The organism is Streptomyces sp. NPDC026500 (assembly GCF_055567635.1).
The window spans coordinates 144955-169276 of record NZ_JBVHQB010000018.1; the positions used below are offsets into that span (position 1 = coordinate 144955).

Genomic DNA, 24322 nt, shown 5'->3' on the forward strand with positions numbered 1-24322 from the left:
ACACACAAAAAGACGATTTCGCGCACATCTTGATGGATCACACGGAAGTGTTCATAACGCGACACTCCGCCCGCCCATTCGGCCCGAGACGGATCATCCGCGTGTCATTTGAGGTCAGCGGCCCGAGGCGCGACGCCGGCACGACGCCCGGAGAGGTGCGCCAGAGGAGCAAGAGAGAAGCGGTTCGGCCCTTCGTACGGTCCCGGGCCCCTACGCATTCCGCCCGTGTACGGGACCGACGCGCCACCCGTACGAACGAACGAGGCGCCCGACCCGTCACACGGGTCGAGCGCCTCATCCGTACTGCCGTTGTCCTGGTTGTCCCGCCGCTCTCCTACCGGCCCGCGGCTACAACAGTCCGTCCCACATCTCCTCCAGCAGGACCGACCACCAGCTCTCCGGGGAGGCGAGTGCCGCCGGGTCGAGCGAGGCGAGCTGCGCCTGGAAGTCGACGGTCCAGCGGCCCGCCTGTTCCTGGTTGAGGCCGAACCGCAGCCGCCACATCCGGCCGAGCAGCGCGAGACAACGCGCGAACTCGGGCAGTCCGGTGTTCACGAACTGCGGCGGCACCGGGGCGCCCCCGGGACCGGCCTCCACCGGCACGGCGACGATGTTCGCCGTGCCGTACTGGACGCAGATCGCCTTGCCGAAGTCGCTGCCCATGACGAGGTACGAGCCCGCGTCCGCGGACGCCGCCACCCCGCGCTCCTGCGCCAGTTCGGCGAGCGTGGGCACCGGACGGCCGGGCTGGGCCTGCGCCCAGAAGAACGGCCCCATGTCGACCGGCAGTCCGGCCACGACCAGGGTGTGCGCCACGATGTCGGGCACGCCCTGCCGCGACACGGCCGCCTGGTCGAACCGGAACATCCCCGGCCCGAACGCCGCCGCCAGCTCCTGCCCGATCGCCTCCGGCGGGATCGGCGGCGCGGGCTGCACCGGCGGAATCGGCGCCCGTACCGGCGCAGGGCGCGCCGGTCCGTCCGCGACCTGGTGCAACTCGCCCTGGTGAGCGAGGAGTTGATGCATCCCCTGCTGGCGGCTCGCGTGATCCGTGCCGTACGGCGCGATGCTCGTGATCCGCGCCTGCGGGAAGGTCTCCCTGATCATCCGCGCGCAGTACGCGCCCGGCAGCTCACAGGACTCCAACTCCGTGTGCAGCTCCAGAACTTGCTGCGGCGGCACGTTCATCGCGCGCAGCTCGTGCAGGATCTGCCACTCCGGATGGGGTGTACCCGGCGCGGACCGCCGGATCAGCTGCTGCTCCGACCCGTCGTGGGCCCGATACCGCAGCACGGCCTGATAGCCGGGCCCGACGGTCGGCTGCCCCGCCTGCGGATAGCCGTACGCGGGCGGCTGCTGCCCCGGCATCGGCTGTCCGGGCACGGGCTGCTGTCCGGGCAGCGGCTGAGGGGCGCCCGGCGGCATACCGAGGGCCTGCGGCGGCGCACCCGGTCCCCCGGCAGGAGGCCCCGAGAACATGGTCGCGGCATGGTGCATCCCACCGGGAGGCGTGCCCCCGGGAGGCTGGGGCGCACCGGGCGTACCAGGGGTGCCGGGCGGCTGCGGCGCACCCGGTCCGCCCGCCGGGGGCCCGGCCAGCATCGTCGCGGCATGGTGCGCTTCACCCGGAGGCGTGACGCCCGGCGGGTTCGGCACACCGGGACCGGCCTGCTGCCAGGGCGCGCCCGGGGCTCCGGGCGCACCAGGGGCACCCGGCGGCTGCGGCGCACCGGGCCCGCCCACTCCGGGCCCCGCCAGCATCGTGGCGGCATGGTGGACTCCACCGCCCGGAGGCGTGGCGCCGGGCGGCTGGGGCGCACCGGGCGCCCCCGGAGCCCCCTCGGGCCCGTCCGGCCCGAGCTGCGAGACAAGCTGTGTCGGCACGTACCCGCCCGCGGGCGCACCCGGAGCGCCCGGCCCGGACGGCGGAGGCGGCGTGCCGGCCGGCCGCGCACCCGGCACCCCGGGGGCGCTCGGCGGAGGCGGAGCGCTCGCCCCGCCACCACGCGCCCCACGGGGCGGCGCCTGCGCCTTGCTGGTCGCGGCGTCGGCGATGTCGCCGGCGTTCGCAGGCAGCGGTCGCGGCGGCGCGGCGGGCGGCGGCGTACCGAGAGTGCCCGGAGCGGGCGGGGTGCCGGGCGGCGATATGCCCGGCCCCTGGGGGAAGCCGTACGCGGGCGCGCCCGGCGGAGGCGTCCCCTGCGGGCCACCGGGAACGGGCGCACCGGGCGGCGGTGTGCCCGGACCCGCGCCCGGACCCTGCGGATAGCCGTAGGCGGAGGCGCCGGGCGGCGGACCCTGCGCGCCGGGCCCCTGCGGATACCCGTACGAAGACGCCCCGGGCGGCGGACCGCCGGGCACTCCGTGACCCGGTGAAGAACCGGACGGCGCGGGGGAGTTCGGGTCCCCGGCCACGGGTGACAGTGTCGTACGCGGGAGTTGGCTGCCCCCGGACATCATGGCGGTCTGGGCGTCCGCCGCGGCGGGCGGCGGGGTGCGGGAGTCGTCGGCATCGGTCAGCGGCGGCGCGAACACGGTCGCCGGCAGCGGTACGGAACGGTCGTCCCCGGGATCGGCGTTCGTGTCCGTCCCCGTCCACGGGGTCGCGTCGGCGGGAATGTCCGGCCGCGCGTCCTGCGGAGCCGGGACCTCGTCGTCGTCGGTCGCGGCGGCCGGCCACGGCGTGCTCCCACCGGGAGCCGGAGCCGACGGCACACCTGGCGTGGTGGGAGGAGCCGAGTGGGGCGAGGACGGCGAACCCGGCACCCCGGAGCGAGCGGCATGCTCCCCCGGCGCGGACGGCAGTCCGTGCGCCCCGGAGTCCCCCGGCGCGCCCGACAGCGAACTCCCGGCCCCGGAAGCCCCGTTCATGGACCCGTCCCCCGCGGAGGCGGCGGCCGCACGCGACCCCGCCCCGTCGGAGCCGGACGATCCCGGCCCGTTGCGCCGGTCCGGAATGCCCATCCTGTCCGCGGCCTCCTGCAGCCACTCCGGGGGGCTCAGCAGGAACGACGTCTGATTCAGGTCGACCCGGGCCGCGGGCGCCGGCGCCGGTTCGGGGGACGCGTCCGGCGTCCCGTACTCCTCCTCGTAGCGGCGGATTACCTCACCCACCGGCAGTGCGGGCCACAGCGTGGCCTCCCCGCTGTCCCGCGCGATGACGAGCCGCTGCCCACCCCCGTCGGAACGCGGACCCTCGGCGCGGTCCTCCGCCCATACGACAAACCCGAGTTCGAACTCGCGCACCCGCACCTCTCGGTGCTGGTACCCGGGTACATCCCCGTTGATCCACTCTTCCGCGCGCTCCTGCGCCTGCGCAAAGGTCACCATCGCAACCTCACTCCCCCACCGAAGACGCCGAAGACACCGAAGAGACGGGCACGGCGTACGCGAAACCGCCGTCCACCATCAGATTCGCCACCGTCTCCAGCTCCGGCGGATCGCCGGCCAGCCGGGACAGGAACTGGTCGAAGTCGTCACCGCACGGCAGCAGCAGCCGCTGCACCCGCTCGGCCGGCGGCCAGGCGTCCTGGTCACGGGCGTCGTCGAACGCGCAGAACCAGACCGAACCGATCCGGTCGCCCTTCACCTTCACGGCCAGCAGACCGCCCTGCACGAACCCAATGCCCAGGTAATCCTTGGTCAGATGGTCGCGCAGACACTTGTTGACGTACACCAGGTCGTTGACGGCGGCCTCGTCGCGCACGGTGAAGAACGGCTGGTCCAGCAGCAGTCCGAGCTCGGCGTCGAGCGCTGCGCCGACCGGCGCGCATCCGCCCGCCGCCTTCAGGAACGACCGGTAGGCGCCGGGCAGTCGGTAGCCGAGGTCCTCCTCGACCCCCAGCACCTGCTGCTCGGTCACCGCGACCGACGACTTCGGCAGCCCGAAGTGCGCGGGCCGCGTCTCCTGCAACGGCCGTGTCCCGCGCTTGGAATGGTCGACGGCCGTGGTGGCGACACCACCGTGGTGCCGCAGCAGCGCCTTCACCTCGACCGGCACCAACTCCAGCCGCCGGGTGCCCGCCACGTGATGCCACGTCCAGCCGTGCGGCGTCGCCACCGACGGAATCGTGTCCCACAGTTCGTGGCCCGACGCGGCGAGAGCGGCGTTCGCGGAGACGTAGTCCGTCAGCCTCAACTCGTCGACGCCGAAACCCTCCGGGGGCTCGGCGATCTCCGCCGCGGCACGCGCGTAGAGCGAGAAGTCGGGATACCCGCGCTCGTCGATCCGCACACCTCTGGGGTGGCGCGCTGCCCGGACCGGATCCGGGAAGTGCACGACTTGCCCGGCGTAGGCCGCGTTCGGCGGCGCGGCTTGTTGCCCGAGCCGACCTGTCGTCATGGCGGTTGCCCCCTGCGGCGTCTTCAGTAGCTGGATGGAGCGCGGATGTCGACAGCCTATTCGGTTGTACGACACCGGTCACCGGGCCTCCGGTTCCGTGACCAGCCGTCACCCCGCCGTGACCGTAAGCCGAAGACCTGGCGTGTCGCGGCGCCCCAGCTACCGCTCCCGCCACCGCATTTGGCAGTCTGTCTCCGCACCGGGGGATGCATGGGAGGGAAAAACGATCATGAACGCGACGCATACGGGCACGTCCGGGGACCCCCGGGTGGGCTGGAGCAGCGCCGAGGCGCTGCACGCCCCCACCCTGCTGTACCGCCGCGACGGCATACTCCCCACTGTCGCCGCCGCCCTCTCCGTCCGCGGCGCCACCCTCACCGGCACGGCCGCACGCGGCGACCAGCCACCGGCTCTTCACCCGCTGGTCCAGGACTTCCTCGACACCCTCACGAACGGACAACGCGACCGCTTCACCGGCCGCTGTGCCGAGGCCATCCTGATCTCCCGGCACATCGCGACCGTCGACGCCGAACGCAGCAGGCGCGCCACCCGCAAGCCGATGACCAACGGCGAGGCCCGCAAGGCCCTCAAGGGGGCCAAGCTCACCGCACGCCGCATCCGCGAGGACGGCGACCCGCTGCACGGCAGTTTCGCCGCGCCCTGCCGCTCCTGCACGGCGCTCAGCGACCACTTCGGCGTACGTGTCGTCGACCCGGCAGCACCGGACGCCTGAACTCCCCCTTTCCCGCATACGTACTTGTGACGGCGCCCCACGACGCCGATGTCCCGACCCTCGACGAACGAAGGGCAGATGCACTCCGACCGCTCCTCCTCCAGCCTCTTCTCCCCTCCCGGACAGGGGGGACCCACGTCACGTTTCCCCGAACCCGTGGACGCCGCACTGCGCTCGGCGGGATGGCAGCCGGGACGCTGGGACATAAAGCAGGCCGAGTACTGGGCCGACGAGCTGCGCGGACACGCGTCGCCGGCCGGGCACCGGCACGCCGTGTTTCCCGCGGCGGTCGAGGCATGGGCGGAGTTCGGAGGTCTGCGCGTCGGCGCCAAGGGGCCCGGGCGCCAACTCGCCCCCGCCCTGCTCCATCTCGACCCCCTGCACGGGCTGCACATGGCCCGGACCCTCGGCGACCTCGGCCGCGCGCTCGACACCGAGGTCTGCCCCCTCGGCGAGGAGTCCGACTCCCACGCCCTGCTCGCCATCGACGCCGAGGGCCGGGTCTACACCCTCGACCACACCGGCGACTGGTACATCGGCCCCCACATCGACGCCGCCCTCACCACCCTCCTCACCGGCACAGCCCCACCCCGCCTCACGGCAACCTGACCCCGGCCGGTTCTTTTCGCCCCCTCCGCCCCTACCCGTCCCACCCTGGGGCTCCGCGCCCCAGCCCCCCGCTCCTCAAACGCCGGAGAGGCTGGACTTTCCCCGGCCGGGGCCGGAAGGGCCACCACGACGCACCCGCAGCCGGGTTCCCGCGGGAGGGAACGTGCCGGTACATCAAATGCCCGCAGGCCGGACGGATCGGCACCCGCGCTCGCTTCGAAGCTCCGGTGGGATCCGTTCGGATGCGGGCGGATGTACCGGCGCGGCCCCGACCCACCCACCGGACCCCACCAGCAAACAACCCGGAGGGCTACGCCGGGATCACCGCCGACACCCGATACCCACCCGCGTCCGTGGGCCCCGACACGAACACGCCCCCCAGGGCGGCCACCCGTTCCTTCATCCCCAGCAAACCGTTCCCCCCGCTGGGCAGCCGCACGGACGAGCCCACCCCCACCTCCGGCGGACACTCGTTCTCCACCTGCATCGCGATCTCGGACACCCGATGCGCCAGCCGGACGTACGTCTTCGCCCCCGCCGCGTGCTTGTGGACGTTCGTCAGCGCCTCCTGCACCACCCGGTAGGCGGTCTGCTCGATCTCCCGGGCGTACCCACGCATGTCGCCCTCGACCGACAGGGCCACGACCATCCCCGCCGCCGCCGACTGCCCGATCAATTCGTCGATCTCGGCCAGACTCGGCCCCTCGCCGGCCCCGGAATCGTCGGCCGCCCGCGATGCGGCGGCGGCCGCGGCCGCCCCCACCGCCGCCAGCGGGACCGACGGCACCCGCGCGCCCAGCCCGTCCCCCGTACGCAGCACGCCCAGCATCTCCCGCAGCTCCGTGAGTGCCTGACGCCCCATGTCCCCCACCAGCGCGGCGTTCTTCACGGCCTTCTCGGGGTCCTTCCGGGCGATCGCCTGGAGGGCCGCCGCGTGCACGACCATCAGGGAGACCCGATGCGCGACCACGTCGTGCATCTCACGCGCGATCCGGGTGCGCTCCTCGTTGCGCGCCCACTCGGCACGCTCCTCCGCACGCTCCGCGAGGAGCTGCAGCTCCCGCTCCAGCGAGTCCGCCCGCTCCCGCAGGCTCTCCATGAGCCGCCGCCTGGCCCCCATGTACAGCCCGAGCAGCACGGGCGGCGCGGTCATCCCGATCGCCGTCGTGAGGGAGGCGAACGGGACGAACCAGTCCCCCATCGCCACGTCCCCGCGCACCACCCCCTGGTGCGTCCGGACGAACGTGACGATCAGCATGCCGGCGAAGGACATCCCCGCCAGCGCGGCGATGATCCGCCGCGGCAGTTCGGACGCGGCGAGCGTGTACAGCCCGACGAGCCCCATCAGGAAGCCCATCTGGGCGGGCGTGATCGCGATGGACACCAGGACCACCGCGATCGGCCACTTCCGCCGCACCAGGAGCACGGACCCCGCGATCGTCCCGAAAGCGACGCCCACCGGAGCGGGCAGTCCCGCGTCGTGCGCGAAGCGCACCCCCTCGCCGCCGCACTCGACCGCGGACGCCAGAGCGAGCCCGCCGTCCAACACCGCACTACGCCATCCGACCCACCACCACGGCCCGGTCCCGGCCGCGGTGTGCTCTTCCCCCGTCGTGGTCATGGCTCCAGCCTACGGTCGCCCCCCGGCCCATTTCCGGTGAGTTTCTCCGACTGGCCTACACCACACCCCGCCGGGAATCACGCGCCCGCGGAAAGCCGCCCCGCCCCAGGGCGAGCCCGAGAGCGCAAGCGCAGGAACGCAAACGCCGGGACGCCGCGAACGCCACGGACACCCGCCGGGACCACCCCGTCATCTGCCGCACGGGGAGCGCCGAGTTGTACCGTCGCACGGAGGGCGCCCGGTACGGCATAGTGTTGGGTGCCGACTCGACGAGCCGACCAAATGTCCGGTTCGATCGGGTTTGATCCCCCGTGGTGTAATTGGCAGCACTGTGGCTTTTGGTGCCATCTGTCCGGGTTCGAGTCCTGGCGGGGGAGCCTCGGTCGATTCGGGTCCTGACGGTGCCGTCAGGGCCCTCTCCCATATGTCTCCTGATTCGCCCCGGTATCCTGCGGATGTCCACCCCCCAGCCATCCGAAGCCGAAGGGCAAACCCGTGAGCGCCAATCGCCCGGCAGCCGTCGTCGTTCTCGCAGCGGGCGAGGGCACCCGTATGAAATCGGCCACACCCAAGGTCCTGCACGACATCTGCGGACGCTCCCTCGTCGGTCATGTGCTCGCCGCGGCACGCGAGTTGGATCCCGAGAACCTGGTGGTCGTCGTGGGGCACGCCCGCGAGAAGGTCGTCGCACACCTCACGGAGATCGACCCGGGCGTCCGGACCGCGGTGCAGGCCGAGCAGAGCGGCACCGGGCACGCCGTACGGATGGGCCTCGAGGAGCTCGGGGACGGCGTGGACGGCACCGTCGTCGTGGTCTGCGGCGACACCCCCCTGCTCAGCGGCGAGACCCTGCTCGCGCTCGCCTCGACCCACAGCACCGACGGCAACGCCGTCACCGTGCTGACCGCCGAGGTCCCCGACGCCACCGGCTACGGCCGCATCGTGCGGGACGGCGCCAGCGGCGCGGTCACCGCGATCGTCGAGCACAAGGACGCGAGCGACTCGCAGCGCGCGATCCGTGAGATCAACTCGGGTGTCTTCGCGTTCGACGGGCAGCTGCTCGCCGACGCGCTCGGCAAGGTGCGCACGGACAACAGCCAGGGCGAGGAGTACCTGACGGACGTCCTCGGGATCCTGCGCGAGGCCGGGCACCGCGTCGGTGCGGCCGTCGCCGCCGACCACCGCGAGATCGCCGGCATCAACAACCGCGTGCAGCTCGCCGAGGCGCGCCGCATCCTGAACGACCGGCTGCTCACCCGGGCCATGCTGGCCGGCGTCAGCGTCATCGACCCCGCGACGACCTTCGTCGATGTGACGGTGACCTTCGAGCAGGACGCGATCGTGCACCCCGGGACGCAGCTCCAGGGCGCCACGCATATCGCCGAGGGCGCCGAGGTCGGACCCAACTGCCGCCTGAAGGACACCCGGGTGGGCGCCGGCGCGCGGATCGACAACACCGTGGCCGACACCGCCGAGGTGGGTCCGCAGGCGACCGTGGGACCGTTCGCGTACCTCCGTCCGGGGACGCGGCTCGGGCTCAAGGCCAAGGTCGGAACGTACGTCGAGACGAAGAACGCGACGATCGGCGAGGGCACGAAGGTCCCGCACCTGTCGTACGTGGGCGACGCGACGATCGGCGAGTACTCGAACATCGGTGCCGCCAGTGTCTTCGTGAACTACGACGGACAGGACAAGCACCACACGACGATCGGCTCGCACTGCCGTACCGGTTCGGACAACATGTTTGTGGCTCCTGTCACGGTCGGGGACGGCGCGTACACCGCGGCGGGCTCGGTCATCACCAAGGACGTGCCGCCCGGTTCGCTGGCCGTGGCCCGTGGCCAGCAGCGGAATATCGAGGGCTGGGTGGCCCGCAAGCGTCCGGGAAGCGCGGCGGCGAAGGCCGCGGAGACCGCTTCCCGGGAGCCGGAAGGCGAAGGCTGACCGGAAAGCGGCACGTCCGGGACGGCGTACCGTGATAAGTGCATACCCGCACCCCAGCTGAGAAGGCCTCTCGCAACCCAGCTGAGAGACCTCTCCGCCCACTGAGAAGACCTCTGAGGAGACAGTGCTGTGACCGGGATCAAGACGACCGGCGAGAAGAAGATGATGTTCTTCTCCGGCCGCGCCCACCCCGAGCTTGCCGAGGAGGTCGCCCACAAGCTGGGTGTCGGGGTTGTCCCGACCAAGGCCTTCGACTTCGCGAACGGCGAGATCTACATCCGCTACCAGGAGTCCGCCCGCGGCGCCGACTGCTTCCTGATGCAGAGCCACACGGCTCCCATCAACAAGTGGATCATGGAGCAGCTGATCATGATCGACGCTCTGAAGCGGGCCTCCGCCCGGAGCATCACGGTGATCGTGCCCTTCTACGGTTACGCCCGTCAGGACAAGAAGCACCGTGGACGTGAGCCGATCTCGGCGCGTCTGATCGCGGACCTGATGAGCACGGCCGGTGCGGACCGCATCCTCACGGTCGATCTGCACACGGACCAGATCCAGGGCTTCTTCGACGGTCCGGTGGACCACCTGTTCGCGCTGCCGATCCTCGCGGACTACGTGGGCGCCAAGGTCGACAAGTCCAAGCTCACCGTCGTCTCCCCGGACGCCGGCCGAGTGCGGGTCGCCGACCGCTGGTGCGACCGTCTCGACGCTCCGCTGGCCATCGTGCACAAGCGCCGCGACAAGGACGTCGCCAACCAGGTCACGGTCCACGAGGTGGTCGGTGACGTGAAGGGCCGCGTCTGCGTGCTCGTCGACGACATGATCGACACGGGCGGCACCATCTGCGCCGCGGCGGACGCGCTGTTCGCGCACGGCGCGGAGGACGTCATCGTGACGGCCACGCACGGCGTGCTCTCCGGCCCGGCGGCCGACCGTCTGAAGAACTCCAAGGTCAGCGAGTTCATCTTCACGGACACCCTGCCGACTCCGGGCGAGCTGGAGCTCGACAAGATCACGGTGCTGTCGATCGCGCCGACGATCGCGAACGCGGTGCGTGAGGTCTTCGAGGACGGCTCGGTGACGAGCCTGTTCGAGGAGCAGTAGGCCCTCGCCCCACCGGTCGCCTAGATCGATTTCATGTACGGCCTCCCCGCCCCGTAAGCTGTCACAGTTGCTCGGCGAGGGAGGCCGTACCGCTTGCAGAAGCGGGTACGGCGGTCCGTTATCGACGCGCTCTTCGTAGCAGGCCGATGTTTTGGCCGGGTGACCTCTTTCCCCAGGATCTACGAGGAGTGGACATGTCCGAGATCAAGCTCGCCGCCGAGACCCGTAACGAGTTCGGCAAGGGCGCCGCGCGCCGCATCCGCCGTGAGGCCAAGGTCCCCGCGGTCGTCTACGGCCACGGCACCGACCCGGTCCACATCACGCTGCCGGGCCACGAGCTGCAGCTCGCCCTGCGTACCCCGAACGTCCTGCTCACCCTGGACATCGAGGGCAAGACCGAGCTCGCGATCCCGAAGGCCGTCCAGCGTGACGCCATCAAGGGTTTCCTCGAGCACGTCGACCTGCTCCTCGTGAAGCGCGGCGAGAAGGTCACCGTCGAGGTCTTCGTGCAGACCGAGGGCGAGCTGGCCCCGGGCAGCTTCCTCGTCGAGAACGTGCTGAACACCCTGACGGTCGAGGCCGAGGCCACCCACATCCCGGAGTCGGTCACCGTCTCCATCGCGGGCCTGGAGGCCGGCGCCTCCATCCACGCCAAGGACATCAAGCTCCCCAAGGGCACCACGCTGGCGATCGACGAGGACGCGGTCGTCATCCAGGTCCTGTCGGCGCAGGCCGAGGAGCCGGCCGCCGAGGGCGAGTCCGCGGGCGACGCGGCCGCCGAGGCCTGATCCCCCCGGGAATCTTCATCTGTGTCAGCCGCCGCTCCTGTCGGGAGCGGCGGCTGCCGCGTATCAAGGACACATGGGAGACACGGACGTGACGACCGACGCCAACGCGCCCTGGCTGATCGTGGGCCTCGGCAACCCCGGCCCCGAGTACGCCATGAACCGGCACAACGTGGGCTTCATGGTGGCCGATCTGCTGGCCGGGCGGATCGGCGGCAAGTTCAAGCGGGCGGGCAAGGCGCAGGCGCAGGTGATCGAGGGGCGGATCGGGCCGCCCGGTCCGGCGAACCGCCGGGTGATCCTGGCCAAGCCGATGTCGTACATGAACCTGTCGGGTGGCCCCGTGACCGCGCTGCGGGACTTCTACAAGGTGCCGACGGCGAACATCGTGGCGGTCCATGACGAGTTGGACATCGACTACGGCGTGCTGCGGCTGAAGCTGGGCGGCGGCGACAACGGCCACAACGGGCTGAAGTCCATGACGAAGGCGATGGGCGCCGACTATCACCGGGTGCGGTTCGGCATCGGGCGCCCTCCGGGCCGTATGCAGGTCGCGGACTTCGTGCTGAAGGACTTCGCGTCGGCCGAGCGCAAGGAGCTGGACTACTTCGTGGACCGGGCGGCGGACGCCGTGGAGTGTCTGGTGATCGAGGGCCTGGAGCGGGCCCAGGGCACGTACAACACCTGAGGGACGGCCGGGAGAGACCCCGGGGGTCGGGCGGGAAGACCTCGCGGGCGGCTGGAAGACCGGGGCAACGGCCGGACGACCGCGCGGGGAGACCCGACGACCGACCTGTCCGGCCGAGGGGGCGGCCGGGCGGTACGGCCGAGGGGGCGGCCGGGCGGTCGATGTACTCGTACAACTGCCGACTTGTCCCCCACCGGAGTTGACCGGGCGCGCGGCCATGGCCAATGATCCCCGCCATGCGTGCCGTCACCTCCAGTCAGAGCGCGTTCGCGGCGCTGCGGATCGGGCAGCTCGCGGCGATGGGCCTGGTCACCGGGCTCATCCTGATCGCGGGCGTCTGGGCCTCCTGGGGCACAGCACAGCACGTGATGCTGAGCAAGGGCCGGGAGCAGGGCACGATCGCCGTGCGGGCGTGCTCGGGCGAGGTGTGCACGGGCCCGTACACGCCGGTGTCGCCGGGTTCACGGGCGCGGTCCCGCGTCGTCATCGACCAGTCGGTGGCGGTGAAGAAGGGCCGGACGTACACGGTCACGGTGAAGCCCGGCAGCGACGAGGTCGTCCGCAGCGGTCCGGCCGGTCTGCTCTACGCATGGGTCCCCCTGGCGGGCGCCCTGCTGCTCGCCTCGATAGTGGTCGCGGGCGGTCTGCGGCTGACCCGCGTGGCCTGGCTGATGGCGGGCACGGGGCTCGCGCTGCTGACGGCCGCGTTCCTGGCCCTCTAGCACCCCCACAGACGTGGGAAGGCGCCCTCCGCGCTCGTACGGGGTACGAGCGCGGAGGGCGCCTTCTCTCGTGTTCGGCCGGTGCCGCCCGCTCGGCCGGTGCCGCCCGGTCAGCGGGGATTGCCCGCTGACCGGTCTCTCGCCTGCTCAGCCGGTGTTGCGCAGTCCCGCCGCCACACCGTTGACGGTCAGGAGCAGGGCCCGCGAGAGCAGCGGGTCCGGGTGCTGTCCCGCCGCCGCCTCGTCGCGCTGGCGCTTGAGGAGGGCGACCTGGAGGTAGGAGATCGGGTCCAGGTAGGCGTCGCGGATGGCGAAGGTCTGCTGGAGCACCGGGTGGGTGTCGAGCAGCTTCTCCCCGCCGGTGATGCGCAGTACCTCGCGGACGGTCAGCTCGTGCTCTGCCTCGATGGTGGCGAAGACGTGCTTGAGGTGGTCCGGGACGAGGGTGTCGACGTAGTGGCGGGCGATGCGCAGGTCGGTCTTCGCGAGGGTCATCTCGACGTTCGAGAGGAAGTTCCGGAAGAAGTGCCACTGCTCGTGCATCTCGTCGAGCACGGTGTCCAGGCCCGCTTCGCGCAGTGCCTTGAGGCCGGAGCCGACGCCGAACCAGCCGGGCACGATCTGCCGGGACTGGGTCCAGCCGAAGACCCACGGGATGGCGCGCAGTCCGTCGAGCGAGACGCCCGAGCCGGGGCGGCGGGAGGGCCGCGAGCCCAGGTGCAGGTCGGCGAGCTGGTCGACCGGCGTGGAGGCGAGGAAGTACGTCGGCAGATCCGGGTCCTCGACGAGCCGCCGGTAGGCGGAGTGGGCGGCGTCGGAGACGACGTCCATCGCCGCGTCCCAGCGGGCCAGCGCCTCGTCGGACTGACGGGGCGCGGTGTGCAGGGCGGAGGCCTGGAGGGTGGCGGCGACCGTCAGTTCGAGGTTCTCGCGGGCCAGCGAGGGGACCAGGTACTTGTCGGAGATGACCTCGCCCTGCTCGGTCACCTTGATCTCGCCCTCCAGGGTGCCCCAGGGCTGCGCGAGGATCGCGTCGTGCGAGGGGCCGCCGCCGCGGCCGACGGTGCCACCGCGGCCGTGGAAGAGCCGCAGACGTACGCCGTAGCGGTGGGCGACGTCGCGCAGCCGGCGCTGGGCGCGGTGGATCTCCCACTGCGAGGTGGTGATGCCGCCGAACTTGGAGGAGTCGGAGTAGCCGAGCATGACCTCCTGGACGTCCCCGCGCAGCGCCACCAGTCGGCGGTACGAGGGGTCGGAGAGCATGTCCTCCAGGATCGTGTCCGCGGCCTTGAGCTCGTCGGTGGTCTCCAGGAGCGGCACGATGCCGATCTTCGCCCAGCCGGCGTGCAGGTCGAGCAGTCCGGCCTCGCGGGCGAGGACCGCGGCGGCGAAGACGTCGTCGGCGCCCTGGCACATCGAGATGATGTACGACTCGATGACCTCGGGCCCGAAGATCTTCAGGGCCCTCTTGACGGTCTCGAAGACGCCGAGCGTCTTGTGGCCGGCGGCGTCCAGCGGCGCGGGGGTCGGGGCGAGCGGGCGCCGGGACCGCAGCTCCTTGGCGAGGAGCTTCGCCCGGTAGTCGCGCGGCATGTCCACGTAGCGCCAGGACTCCTCGCCGAGGCGGTCGAAGAGCTGGCCGAGGGCGTGGTGGTGGGCGTCCGCGTGCTCGCGTACGTCCATGGTGGCGAGCTGGAGGCCGAAGGCGGCCAGCGTGCGGATGGTGCGGTTCATGCGGCCGTCGGCGATCAGGCCGCCGCGGTGCTCCCGCAGCGAGGTCTGGATGAGCGTGAGGTCGCGCAGCAGTTCCGCGGTGCCCAGGTAGTCCCGGCCGTCCTCGTGGGGCGTGCCCTTGGCCAGCCGGAGCTTGGTGTTCTCCAGCTTCTGGCGGACGCAGGTGGCCTTGAGGCGGTAGGGCTCCTCGGCGTTGAGGCGCTTGTAGCGGGGGCTGATCTCCGGCAGGCGCTCCAGGTCGGTCTGGAGGGAGTCCAGCAGGTCGTCCGTCGCGCCCGTGTAGCGGATGGAGTTCGACAGGAAGCCCCGGAGCTCGTCGATGAGTTCCAGGGCGTCGTTGATGCCGTGCTCGTGCTGGAGGATCAGGACGTCCCAGGTGACGTCGGGGGTGACGTTCGGGTTGCCGTCGCGGTCGCCACCGATCCAGGTGCCGAAGGTGAGGGGCCGGGTCTCGTCCGGGAGGACGACGCCGACGCGCTCCAGCTCGGCTGTGAGGTCCTCCAGGACGTCGCCGACGGCGCCGGCGTGCAGTTCGTCCAGGTAGTAGATGGCGTTGCGTGCCTCGTCGGCGGGCTCGGGGCGGACGACCCGGAGCTCGTCCGTCTGCCACACCAGGTCGATGTTCTCGGCGAGGCGGGTGTCGTAGCGGCGGCGGTCGGCCTCGATGACCGGGGTCTCCAGCAGCGCGGCGATGCGCCGCAGCTTGTTGAGGACCGAGCGCCGGGCCGCCTCCGTGGGGTGGGCGGTGAACACCGGGCGCACGTTGAGGTTCTTGACCGTCTGGCGCAGGTGCTCGGGGTCGGCGTCCTTGAGCCGGTCGGCCGTACGGGCGAGGAGGCCTCCCTCGGCGGCGCGCTTGGCGCGCAGCTCCCGGCCGCGGTGCACCTGCTCGGTGACGTTGGCGAGGTGGAAGTAGGTCGAGAAGGCGCGGACCAGCTTGGCGGCGGTCTCCAGTTCGGTGCCGCGCAGCAGCTCGGCGGCGGCCTCGCCGTCCTCGCGGGTCAGGCGGCGGACCTTCTCGACCAGTTCCAGGAGCTCGGGGCCCTCCTGACGTACGAGGGTCTCACCGAGCAGATCGCCCAGGCGGCGGATGTCGGCGCGCAGTTCGCTGCTGGTCGTCGTGGTCTGGTCGTCGGCACTGCTCACAGGTGCGGCTCCTTGCAGTGTTGAAGCTCGTCTGAAGAGTGGGGAATCTCGTCTGAAGCTCGTCTGGGAGGGAACCCGGGTGGCGACCGCGCGCGGCGGGTGCCGCTTAGGGAGGTGGCATCCGGGAAGAAATCAGAACGGACCGCGCTGTCCGACCGACTCCAAGGATAGGTGTCCTCTCGGACGCGCAGGCTCACGGGCTCTTGCCGCCGGGCTACGCGCTGACATACTTACGACGCCGTAGGTTACGGACCCGTAGGTATTCCCGTTGGACGACGGGAGGACCCTGGGTTCGCACCCGGACACCCTTCCCCGCCCTTCCTCGCCCTCGAACCCCACAGGGGACGCCCATGACCACGAGTTCCGATGTGATCGACGACGCCCCGCAGGCGGACAACGACGACATCTCGCTCCCCGCCGCCACCCTCGGCGGCGAGAAGAAGGGGTCACTCGAACAGCTCACCCTTCTTCTCTTCATCACCGTCCCGTTCCTGGCGCTGCTCGCGGCGGTGCCGCTGGCCTGGGGATGGGGGGTGAGCTGGCTGGATCTCGGTCTGCTGGTCTTCTTCTACTACCTGGGCTGCCACGGCGTCACGATCGGTTACCACCGCTACTTCACCCATGGCTCCTTCAAGGCGAAGCGCCCCTTGCGGATCGCGATCGCGATCGCGGGATCCATGGCGGTCGAGGGCCCCCTCGTGCGCTGGGTCGCCGACCACCGCAAGCACCACAAGTTCTCCGACGCGGAAGGTGACCCGCACTCGCCGTGGCGTTACGGCGAGACGGTCCCGGCGCTGATGAAGGGCCTGTGGTGGGCGCACATCGGATGGATGTTCGACGAGGAGCGCACTTCTCAGGAGAAGTACGCGCCGGATCTGGTCAAGGACCCGGTGATCCGGGCGATCTCGCGTCAGTTCATCCTCTGGACCCTGCTCTCGATCGCCCTGCCGCCGCTGATCGGCGGCCTGGCGACGATGTCGTGGTGGGGCGCGTTCACCGGATTCTTCTGGGGCTCCCTCGTCCGGGTGGCGCTGCTGCACCACGTGACCTGGTCGATCAACTCGATCTGCCACGCGGTCGGCAAGCGCCCCTTCAAGTCGCGTGACCGCTCGGGCAATGTGTGGTGGCTGGCGGTGCTCTCGTGCGGCGAGTCCTGGCACAACCTCCACCACGCCGACCCGACGTCCGCCCGGCACGGTGTGGATCGTGGCCAGATCGACTCCTCGGCCCGGATCATCCGCTGGTGCGAGCAGCTCGGCTGGGCGTACGACGTGCGCTGGCCGTCACGCTCGCGTATCGATTCCCGCCGCAGCGACGACGGGAACAGCTCCCGACGCAAGACGGAAACCGCTGAAGCGGCATGATTGACGGCGTGGCGACCGACTCCAGCAGCACCCCGAGCAATGAAAAGCCGCGGCGTGCGCGCCGCACCCGCATGACCGGCGCCGAGCGCCGTCAGCAGCTGCTGGAGATCGGTCGCACCCTGTTCGCGGCCAAGGGCTTCGAGGGCACGTCGGTGGAGGAGATCGCGGCGAAGGCCGGTGTCTCCAAGCCGGTGGTCTATGAGCACTTCGGCGGCAAGGAGGGTCTGTACGCGGTGGTGGTGGACCGCGAGATGCGCCGGCTGCTGGACATGGTGACCAGTTCACTGACGGCGGGCCATCCGCGCGAGCTGTGCGAGCAGGCCGCGTTCGCCCTCCTGGACTACATCGAGGAGTACACGGACGGCTTCCGCATCCTTGTCCGCGACTCCCCCATCCCCCAGTCGACGGGGTCCTTCGCGTCGCTGATCTCGGACATCGCCACCCAGGTGGAGGACATCCTGGGCCGCGAGTTCAAGAGCCGTGGCTTCGACTCGAAGCTGGCGCCCCTGTACGCCCAGGCCCTGGTCGGCATGGTCGCGCTGACGGGCCAGTGGTGGCTGGACGTCCGCAAGCCGCGCAAGGCGGAGGTGGCCGCGCATCTGGTGAATCTGGCGTGGCACGGGCTGGACGGCCTGGAGCCGAAGCCGCGGTTGATCGGGCATCGCAAGGCCTAGGGCGCGAGGCCTGGATCGCACGGCCAGAACGCGAGGCCGGGGCCGGGCCCGCACGAGGACGACGAAAGCCCCCGAGGAGCTGAGCCTCCCGGGGGCTTTTCGTCATGTGCGGACGAGCGGCTCCAGGAATTCGAGGCGGTTGCCGACGGGGTCCTCGGAGAAGAATCGCCGGTGACCGGGCAGGTCCTCGTCCCAGGTGACGGGGGCGCCCGTGGCCGCGATCCGCTCGGCGTACGCGTCGATGCCGGTGACGCGCAGTCCGGGGTGGGCCTTCTTCGCCGGACGGAACGAGTCCTCGATCCCGAGGTGCAGGTGGACGTCCCCCGAACGGAACCAGCAGCCCCCGCGGGCGGCGAGAACGGGCGGCTTGGGGATCTCGGTCATGCCGAGCGCGTCGACGTAGTACGCGCGCAGGCGGTCCTCGGAGCCCGGCGGGGCGGCGAGCTGGACATGGTCGAGGGCGGCGAGCATCAGGCCTCCTTCCGGGCCACGGCGAACAGCCGGCGAAACGGCAGCACCGTGCCGTACGGCTGCGCCGGGTAGGCGTCGCGCAGCAGGTCCCGGTAGGCGGCGACGAAGGCGTCCAGGGCCTCGGGATCGTCCGCGAGGGCGGTCAGCACGGGCCTCAGCGCGGTCCCCTTCGCCCAGTCGAGCACCGGGTCCGGCCCGGTCAGCAGCTGCATGTACGTCGTCTCCCAGACGTCCGTCCGGCAGCCGAGGGCCTCCAGGCGGTCCAGGTAGACGAGCGGGTCGTGGACGGAGTCCGTGGGACGCGGGGTGTCGCCGAGGAGGCCCTTCCAGCGGGGGGAGGAGGCCAGTTCGCGCAGCAGGACATGCAGCGGGGCGTCGATGTTGTGGGGCATCTGGAAGGCGAGGGTGCCACCGGGCGCGAGCGCGTCGAGCCAGCCGGGGAACGACTCCAGGTGTCCCGGCACCCACTGGAACGCGGCGTTCGAGGTGATCAGGTCATACGTCTCTGTGGGCGCCCAGTCGGTGAGGTCGGCGTGGGCGAAGTCGAGCCGTCCGCCGCCGGGGACGGGACCGGCGTACTCCTCGGTCCTGGCGAGCATCTCGGCCGAATTGTCGTAGCCGGTGATGTGGGCGGTGGGCCAGCGGTCGGCGAGCCGGGTGGTGACGTTGCCGGGGCCGCAGCCGAGGTCGGCGATGCGGGCGGGCTCGCCGGGGAGGTCCGGGACCTGGGCGAGAAGGTCGGCGAAGGGGCGGGCTCGGTGCCGGGAGTGGCGCAGATACTGGCCCGGGTCCCAGCTGGGGGTGGTGGCGGCAGTCATGGGTGGCCTCCTCGAAAGTCGCCGGAGAGGTCGCGGACCGCGGAGTGGGACAGCGGTGGCCGGACCGTTCTGGGTCTCCAGCCTCACAGAAAAAATATCTCGACGTCAAGAAACTTTCCATCAAGAAACTCGAAATAAAGAGACTCCATCTCAAGAGACTTCATGTCGACACAACCACTACACTGATCGTCATGGAGGACGAGGTCGATCGGCTGGTCGCTGCGTGGCGCCGGGAGCGCCCGGACCTCGACGTGGAACCGCTCGAGGTGCTCAGCCGGGTGAGCAGGCTGGCCCGGCATCTGGACCGTGCGCGTCGGCTGGCGTTCGCCGAGCACAGCCTGGAGCCATGGGAGTTCGACGTCCTGACGGCCCTGCGGCGCGCGGGATCCCCGTATCAGCTCTCCCCGGGACAGCTGCTCACCCAGACGCTCGTCACCTCGGGCACGATGACGAACCGCATCGACCGTCTGACCAAGAAGGGTCTGGTGGAACGCCTCCCGGACCCGAGCGACCGCAGGGGTGTGCTCGTACGCCTCACGGCCGAAGGGTGCGACCGCGCCGACCAGGCGCTGGCCGGTCTGCTCGACCAGGAGCGGGCCATCCTCGCCGAGCTGAGCAGAGCACAGCGCGGTGAACTGGCCGGGCTGCTACGCCAGTTGACCGCCCCGTTCGACAACATCCCCGGATAGGTCGACGGGTCCGACCCCGGCGCGCCTGGCCAGTGCCACGGCGGCGAGGGTGGAGTGCACACCGAGCTTCCCGAGCACGTTCTGCATATGCGTGCGGACGGTGTGGGGTGACAGGAACAGCCGCTCCGCCACCGCCTTGCGCCCCAGCCCGGCGACCATGCACCGCAGCACCTCGCGCTCCCGGGGCGTCAGCGACTCGACGAGCCGCTCGCTCTCGGTCCGGTGCTTGCGCGCCGCGGTGAGCTCCCTGAGCACCCCGGTGAGCAGGGCCGGCGGCAGATGGGTCTCGTCGCGCAGCACACCCCGTATGACGGTGAGCAGCCGCGACAGCGAGCAGTCCTTGGCGACCCACCCCGAGGCCCCGGCCTGCAGGGCGAGCGCGGCCCGGCGCGGATCGTCCTTCTCGGCCAGCACGACGATCCGTACGCTCGGCTGCCCGGAGCGCACCCCGGCGACGAGCGAGATGCCGTCCACCAGACCGTCCTCGTTGCTCTCCTGGACGGGCACCGCCGGACGCATGCCGGGCAGATTGCCGCCCAGGTCCGCGTCGACGAGCAGCACGTCGAAGCGGCGGCCCTCGGCCGCCGCGCGCTCGAGACAGCGCAGCGCGGCGGGACCGCTGCCCGCGGCGGACACGTCCACGTCGGGCTCGGCCGCGAGAGCGGCGGCGAGCGACTCGGCGAAGATGCGATGGTCGTCGACGACCAGTACTCGGATGCGAACCACAGAAACCCCCACTGTCGGGGGACGGTCCGTACGGGTACGGCGCCCGAAGCGATTCCGAGCCCGCTTGCGACCCGAAACCGAGGTGCCGCAGCCGCACGGCCGCCGCCGTGCTGGAAGTGCTACCCCCACTTCGGGCGTCGTACCCGACTGTCTCGCCCCCTGATCAGCACCGGCCCCCACCGGCACTGTTCATCAGGGTACGGCCGGGGGCGAGGAGCGGAAGGTAATTTGCAGAACTGGTTGGCCGGCCCGTTTATGGTGAGCCGTATGTTTCGTATCGAGACAGGAGACGACAAAGACCGTCGGGATCTGCTCCGCAGACAACTGCTGGACACGAACACGGCGGCCTCCCCGGTGCTGCGCGCGCTGCGCGGAACCCCAGGTGAACGTGAACTCCCGCTCCACATCTGGGTCCTTGACGAGGACGGCGCACTGGCCGGCGGTCTGGTGGGCCACACCTGGACGACCTGGCTCCACGTCACGTACCTGTGGGTCGACGCCCGCCACCGCGGCGCGGGCCTGGGCACCCGTCTCCTCACCGAGGCCGAACGGGCCGCCGGCGAACGCGGCTGCGACGCCGCCCGCCTGGAGACCTGGGACTTCCAGGCCCCGGACTTCTACCGCAAGCACGGGTACGAGGTGGTGTGCGTGATCCCCGACTATCCGCCGGGGATCACGGAGTACACGTTGACGAAGCGCTGGGGAGCCGGCTGAGGATCCGACTCCTCCGGCGAGGATCTCAGCCCCTCCGGCGTTCGAGGAGCGGGGGGTTCGGGGGGGGCGGAGCCCCCTGAGTACGGGACGGGCAGGGGCGAAGGGGGCGAAGAAACCGGGGGTCAGCCGAGGCGCCGGGCCCCCGCCGAAGGAACGGCCGGGAAGATCCGCGGGGTCGTGAATCCCGCCGACGTGAAGGCCTCCGCAATCGCCTTGGTGACGCTGTCCACGTCGGTGGACTCCACCAGCACGACGGCGGAACCGCCGAAGCCCCCGCCCGTCATACGGGCCCCCAGCGCACCGGCGGCGTTGGCCGCGGAGACCGTGAGGTCCAACTCGGCGCAGGAGATGCGCAGATCGTCACGCAGCGAGGCGTGACCATCCGTCAGGATCGGTCCGATCGCCCGTACGTCGCCCGCGTCCAGCAGGGCGATGACCCGGTCCACCCGGTGGTCGTCGGAGACGACGTGGCGGACGTAACGGCGGACACGCTCGTCGGAGAGCCGGGCGAGGGCCGCTTCGAGGTCCTCGTAGGCGACATCGCGCAGATGGGACACACCCAGCTGCCGCGCCCCCTCCTCGCAGCCCGCGCGCCGTTCGGCGTACGCCCCGTCCCCGAGCGCGTGCTTCACCCGGGTGTCGACGACGAGGAGTTCGAGGCCCTGAGAGGCGAGGTCGAAGGGGATCTGGCGGATCGACAGGTCGCGGCAGTCGAGGTGCAGGGCGTGGCCCTCGGTGCAGCACGCCGACGCCGTCTGGTCCATGACGCCGCACGGCACGCCGACGAAGTCGTTCTCGGCGCGCTGCGCGAGGAGTGCCAGCTCGGGGCGGGTGAGCCCGAGTTCGTACAGGTCGTCGAGGGCGAGGGCCGTGACGACCTCCAGGGCCGCCGATGAGGACAGCCCGGCGCCGGTGGGGACCGTGGAGGCCAGGTGGATGTCCGCGCCGCCGACGGCGTGACCCGCCTCGCGCAGCGCCCACACCACACCCGCCGGATACGCGGCCCAGCCGGTGTCCGACCGGGGCACCAGCTCGTCGACGCGCAGCTCGACGACCGGTCCGTCGATGTCCGCCGAGTGCAGCCGCAGCACCCCGTCGGACCGGCGGGACACCGCCGCGACCGCCGTGTGCGGCAGCGCGAGCGGCATCACGAACCCTTCGTTGAAGTCCGTGTACTCGCCGATCAGGTTGACCCGGCCCGGCGCCGCCCAGACGCCCTCGGGCGCGGCACCGTACAGCTCCTCGAAGCCCTCACGTACCCCCACCTGCTCCACTGCTACCCCTTCGCTACGTTCTGTGCGAACTCCCACGCGTCCGCGACGATGCCCGCGAGATCCGCGCGGGACGGGTTCCAGCCGAGCCGCTCCCGGGCGGTCTCCGCCGAGGCGACCAGGACCGCCGGGTCGCCGCCGCGGCGCGGTGCCACGACCTCGGGGATCGGGTGCCCGGTCACCCGGCGCACGGTCTCGATGACCTCGCGGACGGAGAAGCCGTTGCCGTTGCCGAGGTTGCAGATCAGGTGCTCGCCCGGGGACGCGGCCTCGACCGCGAGCAGGTGCGCCTCGGCGAGGTCCGCGACATGGATGTAGTCGCGGATGCAGGTGCCGTCCGGCGTCGGGTAGTCGTCGCCGAAGACGGAGATCGCGTCGCGGCGGCCCTGCGCGACCTGGAGGACCAGCGGGATGAGGTGCGACTCGGGGTCGTGCCGCTCACCGCTGTCGCCGTACGCGCCCGCCACGTTGAAGTACCGCAGCGAGACCGCGCCCAGTCCGTGCGCCGCCGCCTCGCCGGTGATCATGTGGTCGACGGCGAGCTTGGAGGCGCCGTAGGGGTTGGTGGGCCGGGTCGGCGCGGACTCGACGATCGGAGTGGTCTCGGGCTCGCCGTACGTCGCGGCCGTGGAGGAGAAGACCAGCTTGCGCACCCCGGCCTCGCGCATCGCGGAGAGCAGCGCCATGGTGCCGCCGACGTTGTTGTCCCAGTACTTCTCGGGCTTCACCACGGACTCGCCGACCTGCGAGAACGCGGCGAAGTGCAGGACGGCGTCGTACGAGGAGTCCAGCCACTTGGCGGCGTCGCGGATGTCACCCTCGATGAACGCGGCACCGGCGGGTACGCCCTCGCGGAATCCCGTCGAGAGGTTGTCGAGGACGGTGACCTCGTGGCCCGCCTCGATCAGATGACGCGCGACCACGCTGCCCACATAGCCGGCTCCACCCGTGACCAGATACTTCCCACTCATGAACTCGCTACCTCTCGCAGTCGCTGAGCCGCGGATTCCGGCGGCACGTCGTTGATGAACACGTTCATGCCGGACTCGGAACCCGCGAGGAACTTCAGCTTGCCGGAAGTGCGGCGAATGGTGAAAAGCTCGAGGTGGAGCGCGAAGTCGTCCCGGTTGACGCCTTCGAAGTCCTCCAGCGGGCCGAAGGGAGCCTGGTGCCACGCCGCGATGTACGGCGTCGGCGGCTCGCCCGCCCCTTCCTTCCCACCGTCCGGCCCGTCGAAGATCCGGTCGAAGCGCCTCAAGAGTTCCAGATAGACCTGGGGAAACTCTGTGCGCGCGTCCTCGTCGAGGCCGAGCAGGTCGGGCACACGGCGGCGCGGGTAGAGGTGGACCTCGTACGGCCAGTGGGCGGCGTACGGGACGAAGGCGACCCAGTGCTCGCTCGACAGGACGATCCGTGACCCGTCCGCCAGCTCCCGCGCGAGGACCTCGTCGAACAGGTTCTCGCCGCCGGTCGCCTCCTTGTGCGCGGCGAGCGAGCGCAGCATCAGTGCGGTACGGGGGGTGGTGAAGGGGTAGCCGTAGATCTGCCCGTGCGGGTGACCGAGTGTCACACCGATCTCGGCACCACGGTTCTCGAAGCAGAAGACCTGTTCGACGGAGGGCAGATGCGACAGTTCGGCGGTCCGGTCCGTCCACGCCTCCAGGACGAGACCGGCCTGCGCCTCCGTCAGATCCGCGAAGGACGCGTCGTGGTCGGAGGTGAAACAGACGACCTCGCAGCGGCCGGAGTCGCCGGCCAGCGAGGGGAAGCGGTTCTCGAACACCACGACGTCGTACGAGGAGTCGGGGATCTCGCTCAGCCGGTCGCCGGAGGACGGGCACAGCGGGCACTCGTTCGCCGGGGGGTGGTAGATGCGCCCCTGGCGGTGCGAGGCGATCGCCACCGAGTCGCCGAGCAGCGGGTCGCGGCGCACCTCCGAGGTGGTGACGGTCGGGTCGAGCGGGCGCCGGTCCACCGCGTCGCGCACCTGGTCGTCGCCCGCGTCGTAATAGATGAGCTCACGACCGTCGGCGAGCCGGGTCGAGGTCTTCTTCACAGTCGGACTCCCCATCAACACCCGATCAAACCTTCAAACATAACCGAACACAACAAACCACAAGCCACCACCACAGTCAACGTCACAATCAAACAAAGGACACCACTCGAA

At 71.1% G+C, this 24322-nt stretch carries 21 protein-coding genes and 1 tRNA gene; 12 read left to right on the forward strand and 10 right to left on the reverse strand.

Features of this window, described 5'->3' with window-relative positions:
- Window positions 1-348 precede the first annotated feature (348 nt).
- Complete coding sequence (locus ACZ4N5_RS29495; RefSeq protein WP_467760075.1) at window positions 349-3330, reverse strand: SUKH-4 family immunity protein; 2982 nt, start codon at window positions 3328-3330, stop codon at window positions 349-351.
- A 7-nt stretch (window positions 3331-3337) separates the two neighbouring features.
- Entirely contained in the window at window positions 3338-4342 is a 1005-nt protein-coding gene (locus ACZ4N5_RS29500; protein ID WP_467760076.1) for an SMI1/KNR4 family protein, read from the reverse strand.
- 229 nt (window positions 4343-4571) lie between these two features.
- Here ACZ4N5_RS29500 and ACZ4N5_RS29505 point away from each other — a divergent pair, with 229 nt between their 5' ends.
- Window positions 4572-5075, forward strand: a complete 504-nt coding sequence (locus tag ACZ4N5_RS29505; RefSeq protein WP_467760077.1) for a YwqJ-related putative deaminase — start codon at window positions 4572-4574, stop codon at window positions 5073-5075.
- Between the two features lie 78 nt (window positions 5076-5153).
- The gene (locus ACZ4N5_RS29510) at window positions 5154-5684 is read left to right on the forward strand and encodes an SUKH-3 domain-containing protein (RefSeq protein ID WP_467760078.1); all 531 of its coding nucleotides are present in this window, start codon (window positions 5154-5156) and stop codon (window positions 5682-5684) included.
- Window positions 5685-5994: 310 nt separating this feature from the next.
- On the opposite strand, the gene ACZ4N5_RS29515 is transcribed toward ACZ4N5_RS29510, so the two are convergent.
- Window positions 5995-7305, reverse strand: a complete 1311-nt coding sequence (locus tag ACZ4N5_RS29515) for a sensor histidine kinase (RefSeq protein ID WP_467760079.1) — start codon at window positions 7303-7305, stop codon at window positions 5995-5997.
- 305 nt (window positions 7306-7610) lie between these two features.
- Here ACZ4N5_RS29515 and ACZ4N5_RS29520 point away from each other — a divergent pair.
- The 6 genes from ACZ4N5_RS29520 (at window position 7611) to ACZ4N5_RS29545 (ending at window position 12548) form a co-directional block, all read left to right on the forward strand.
- A tRNA-Gln gene (locus ACZ4N5_RS29520) sits at window positions 7611-7682 on the forward strand.
- A gap of 118 nt (window positions 7683-7800) precedes the next feature.
- Entirely contained in the window at window positions 7801-9249 is a 1449-nt protein-coding gene (gene glmU / locus ACZ4N5_RS29525; protein ID WP_467760080.1) for a bifunctional UDP-N-acetylglucosamine diphosphorylase/glucosamine-1-phosphate N-acetyltransferase GlmU, read from the forward strand.
- A gap of 129 nt (window positions 9250-9378) precedes the next feature.
- A complete protein-coding gene (locus ACZ4N5_RS29530) occupies window positions 9379-10353 on the forward strand; it encodes a ribose-phosphate diphosphokinase (RefSeq protein ID WP_467760081.1) in 975 nt (324 codons plus the stop codon).
- Window positions 10354-10547: 194 nt separating this feature from the next.
- Window positions 10548-11141: a 50S ribosomal protein L25/general stress protein Ctc gene (locus ACZ4N5_RS29535; RefSeq protein ID WP_467760082.1), complete on the forward strand. Its 594-nt coding sequence runs from the start codon at window positions 10548-10550 to the stop codon at window positions 11139-11141.
- 73 nt (window positions 11142-11214) lie between these two features.
- Window positions 11215-11826, forward strand: a complete 612-nt coding sequence (pth, locus tag ACZ4N5_RS29540; RefSeq protein WP_467760083.1) for an aminoacyl-tRNA hydrolase — start codon at window positions 11215-11217, stop codon at window positions 11824-11826.
- A 224-nt stretch (window positions 11827-12050) separates the two neighbouring features.
- Window positions 12051-12548: a hypothetical protein gene (locus ACZ4N5_RS29545; protein WP_467760084.1), complete on the forward strand. Its 498-nt coding sequence runs from the start codon at window positions 12051-12053 to the stop codon at window positions 12546-12548.
- Between the two features lie 147 nt (window positions 12549-12695).
- Here ACZ4N5_RS29545 and ppc read toward each other — a convergent pair whose 3' ends face one another.
- Entirely contained in the window at window positions 12696-15428 is a 2733-nt protein-coding gene (ppc, locus tag ACZ4N5_RS29550; protein ID WP_467760085.1) for a phosphoenolpyruvate carboxylase, read from the reverse strand.
- Between the two features lie 350 nt (window positions 15429-15778).
- Between ppc and ACZ4N5_RS29555 the strand changes: the two genes are divergently transcribed.
- Window positions 15779-16792 carry an acyl-CoA desaturase gene (locus ACZ4N5_RS29555; protein ID WP_467760086.1) on the forward strand — a complete coding sequence of 338 codons (1014 nt, stop codon included), beginning with the start codon at window positions 15779-15781 and terminating at the stop codon, window positions 16790-16792.
- On the forward strand, window positions 16789-17466 hold the full coding sequence (locus tag ACZ4N5_RS29560) for a TetR/AcrR family transcriptional regulator (protein ID WP_355845895.1): 678 nt from the start codon (window positions 16789-16791) through the stop codon (window positions 17464-17466). Before ACZ4N5_RS29555 ends, ACZ4N5_RS29560 begins: the two co-directional genes overlap by 4 nt.
- A 102-nt stretch (window positions 17467-17568) precedes the next feature.
- Here the strand turns inward: ACZ4N5_RS29560 and ACZ4N5_RS29565 are convergent, their stop codons facing one another.
- Window positions 17569-17937 (reverse strand): VOC family protein, encoded by a 369-nt coding sequence (locus ACZ4N5_RS29565; RefSeq protein WP_467760087.1) that lies wholly within the window; start codon window positions 17935-17937, stop codon window positions 17569-17571.
- A complete protein-coding gene (locus ACZ4N5_RS29570; protein ID WP_467760088.1) occupies window positions 17937-18755 on the reverse strand; it encodes a trans-aconitate 2-methyltransferase in 819 nt (272 codons plus the stop codon). Before ACZ4N5_RS29570 ends, ACZ4N5_RS29565 begins: the two co-directional genes overlap by 1 nt.
- Before the next feature lie 191 nt (window positions 18756-18946).
- Between ACZ4N5_RS29570 and ACZ4N5_RS29575 the strand changes: the two genes are divergently transcribed.
- Complete coding sequence (locus ACZ4N5_RS29575; RefSeq protein WP_467760089.1) at window positions 18947-19444, forward strand: MarR family winged helix-turn-helix transcriptional regulator; 498 nt, start codon at window positions 18947-18949, stop codon at window positions 19442-19444.
- Here ACZ4N5_RS29575 and ACZ4N5_RS29580 read toward each other — a convergent pair.
- The gene (locus ACZ4N5_RS29580) at window positions 19403-20170 is read right to left on the reverse strand and encodes a response regulator transcription factor (protein WP_355845887.1); all 768 of its coding nucleotides are present in this window, start codon (window positions 20168-20170) and stop codon (window positions 19403-19405) included. The two genes, ACZ4N5_RS29575 and ACZ4N5_RS29580, sit on opposite strands and share 42 nt — an antisense overlap.
- A gap of 255 nt (window positions 20171-20425) precedes the next feature.
- On the opposite strand from ACZ4N5_RS29580, the gene ACZ4N5_RS29585 reads away from it, so the two are divergent.
- Complete coding sequence (locus ACZ4N5_RS29585) at window positions 20426-20884, forward strand: GNAT family N-acetyltransferase (RefSeq protein WP_467760090.1); 459 nt, start codon at window positions 20426-20428, stop codon at window positions 20882-20884.
- Between the two features lie 122 nt (window positions 20885-21006).
- Here the strand turns inward: ACZ4N5_RS29585 and galK are convergent, their stop codons facing one another.
- The 3 genes from galK to galT are packed head-to-tail and all read right to left on the reverse strand — an operon-like array spanning window position 21007 to window position 24211.
- On the reverse strand, window positions 21007-22149 hold the full coding sequence (gene galK, locus ACZ4N5_RS29590; protein ID WP_467760147.1) for a galactokinase: 1143 nt from the start codon (window positions 22147-22149) through the stop codon (window positions 21007-21009).
- Window positions 22150-22160: 11 nt separating this feature from the next.
- Window positions 22161-23126, reverse strand: a complete 966-nt coding sequence (gene galE, locus ACZ4N5_RS29595; protein ID WP_467760091.1) for a UDP-glucose 4-epimerase GalE — start codon at window positions 23124-23126, stop codon at window positions 22161-22163.
- Window positions 23123-24211, reverse strand: a complete 1089-nt coding sequence (gene galT, locus ACZ4N5_RS29600; RefSeq protein ID WP_467760092.1) for a galactose-1-phosphate uridylyltransferase — start codon at window positions 24209-24211, stop codon at window positions 23123-23125. Before galT ends, galE begins: the two co-directional genes overlap by 4 nt.
- Window positions 24212-24322: the final 111 nt, after the last annotated feature.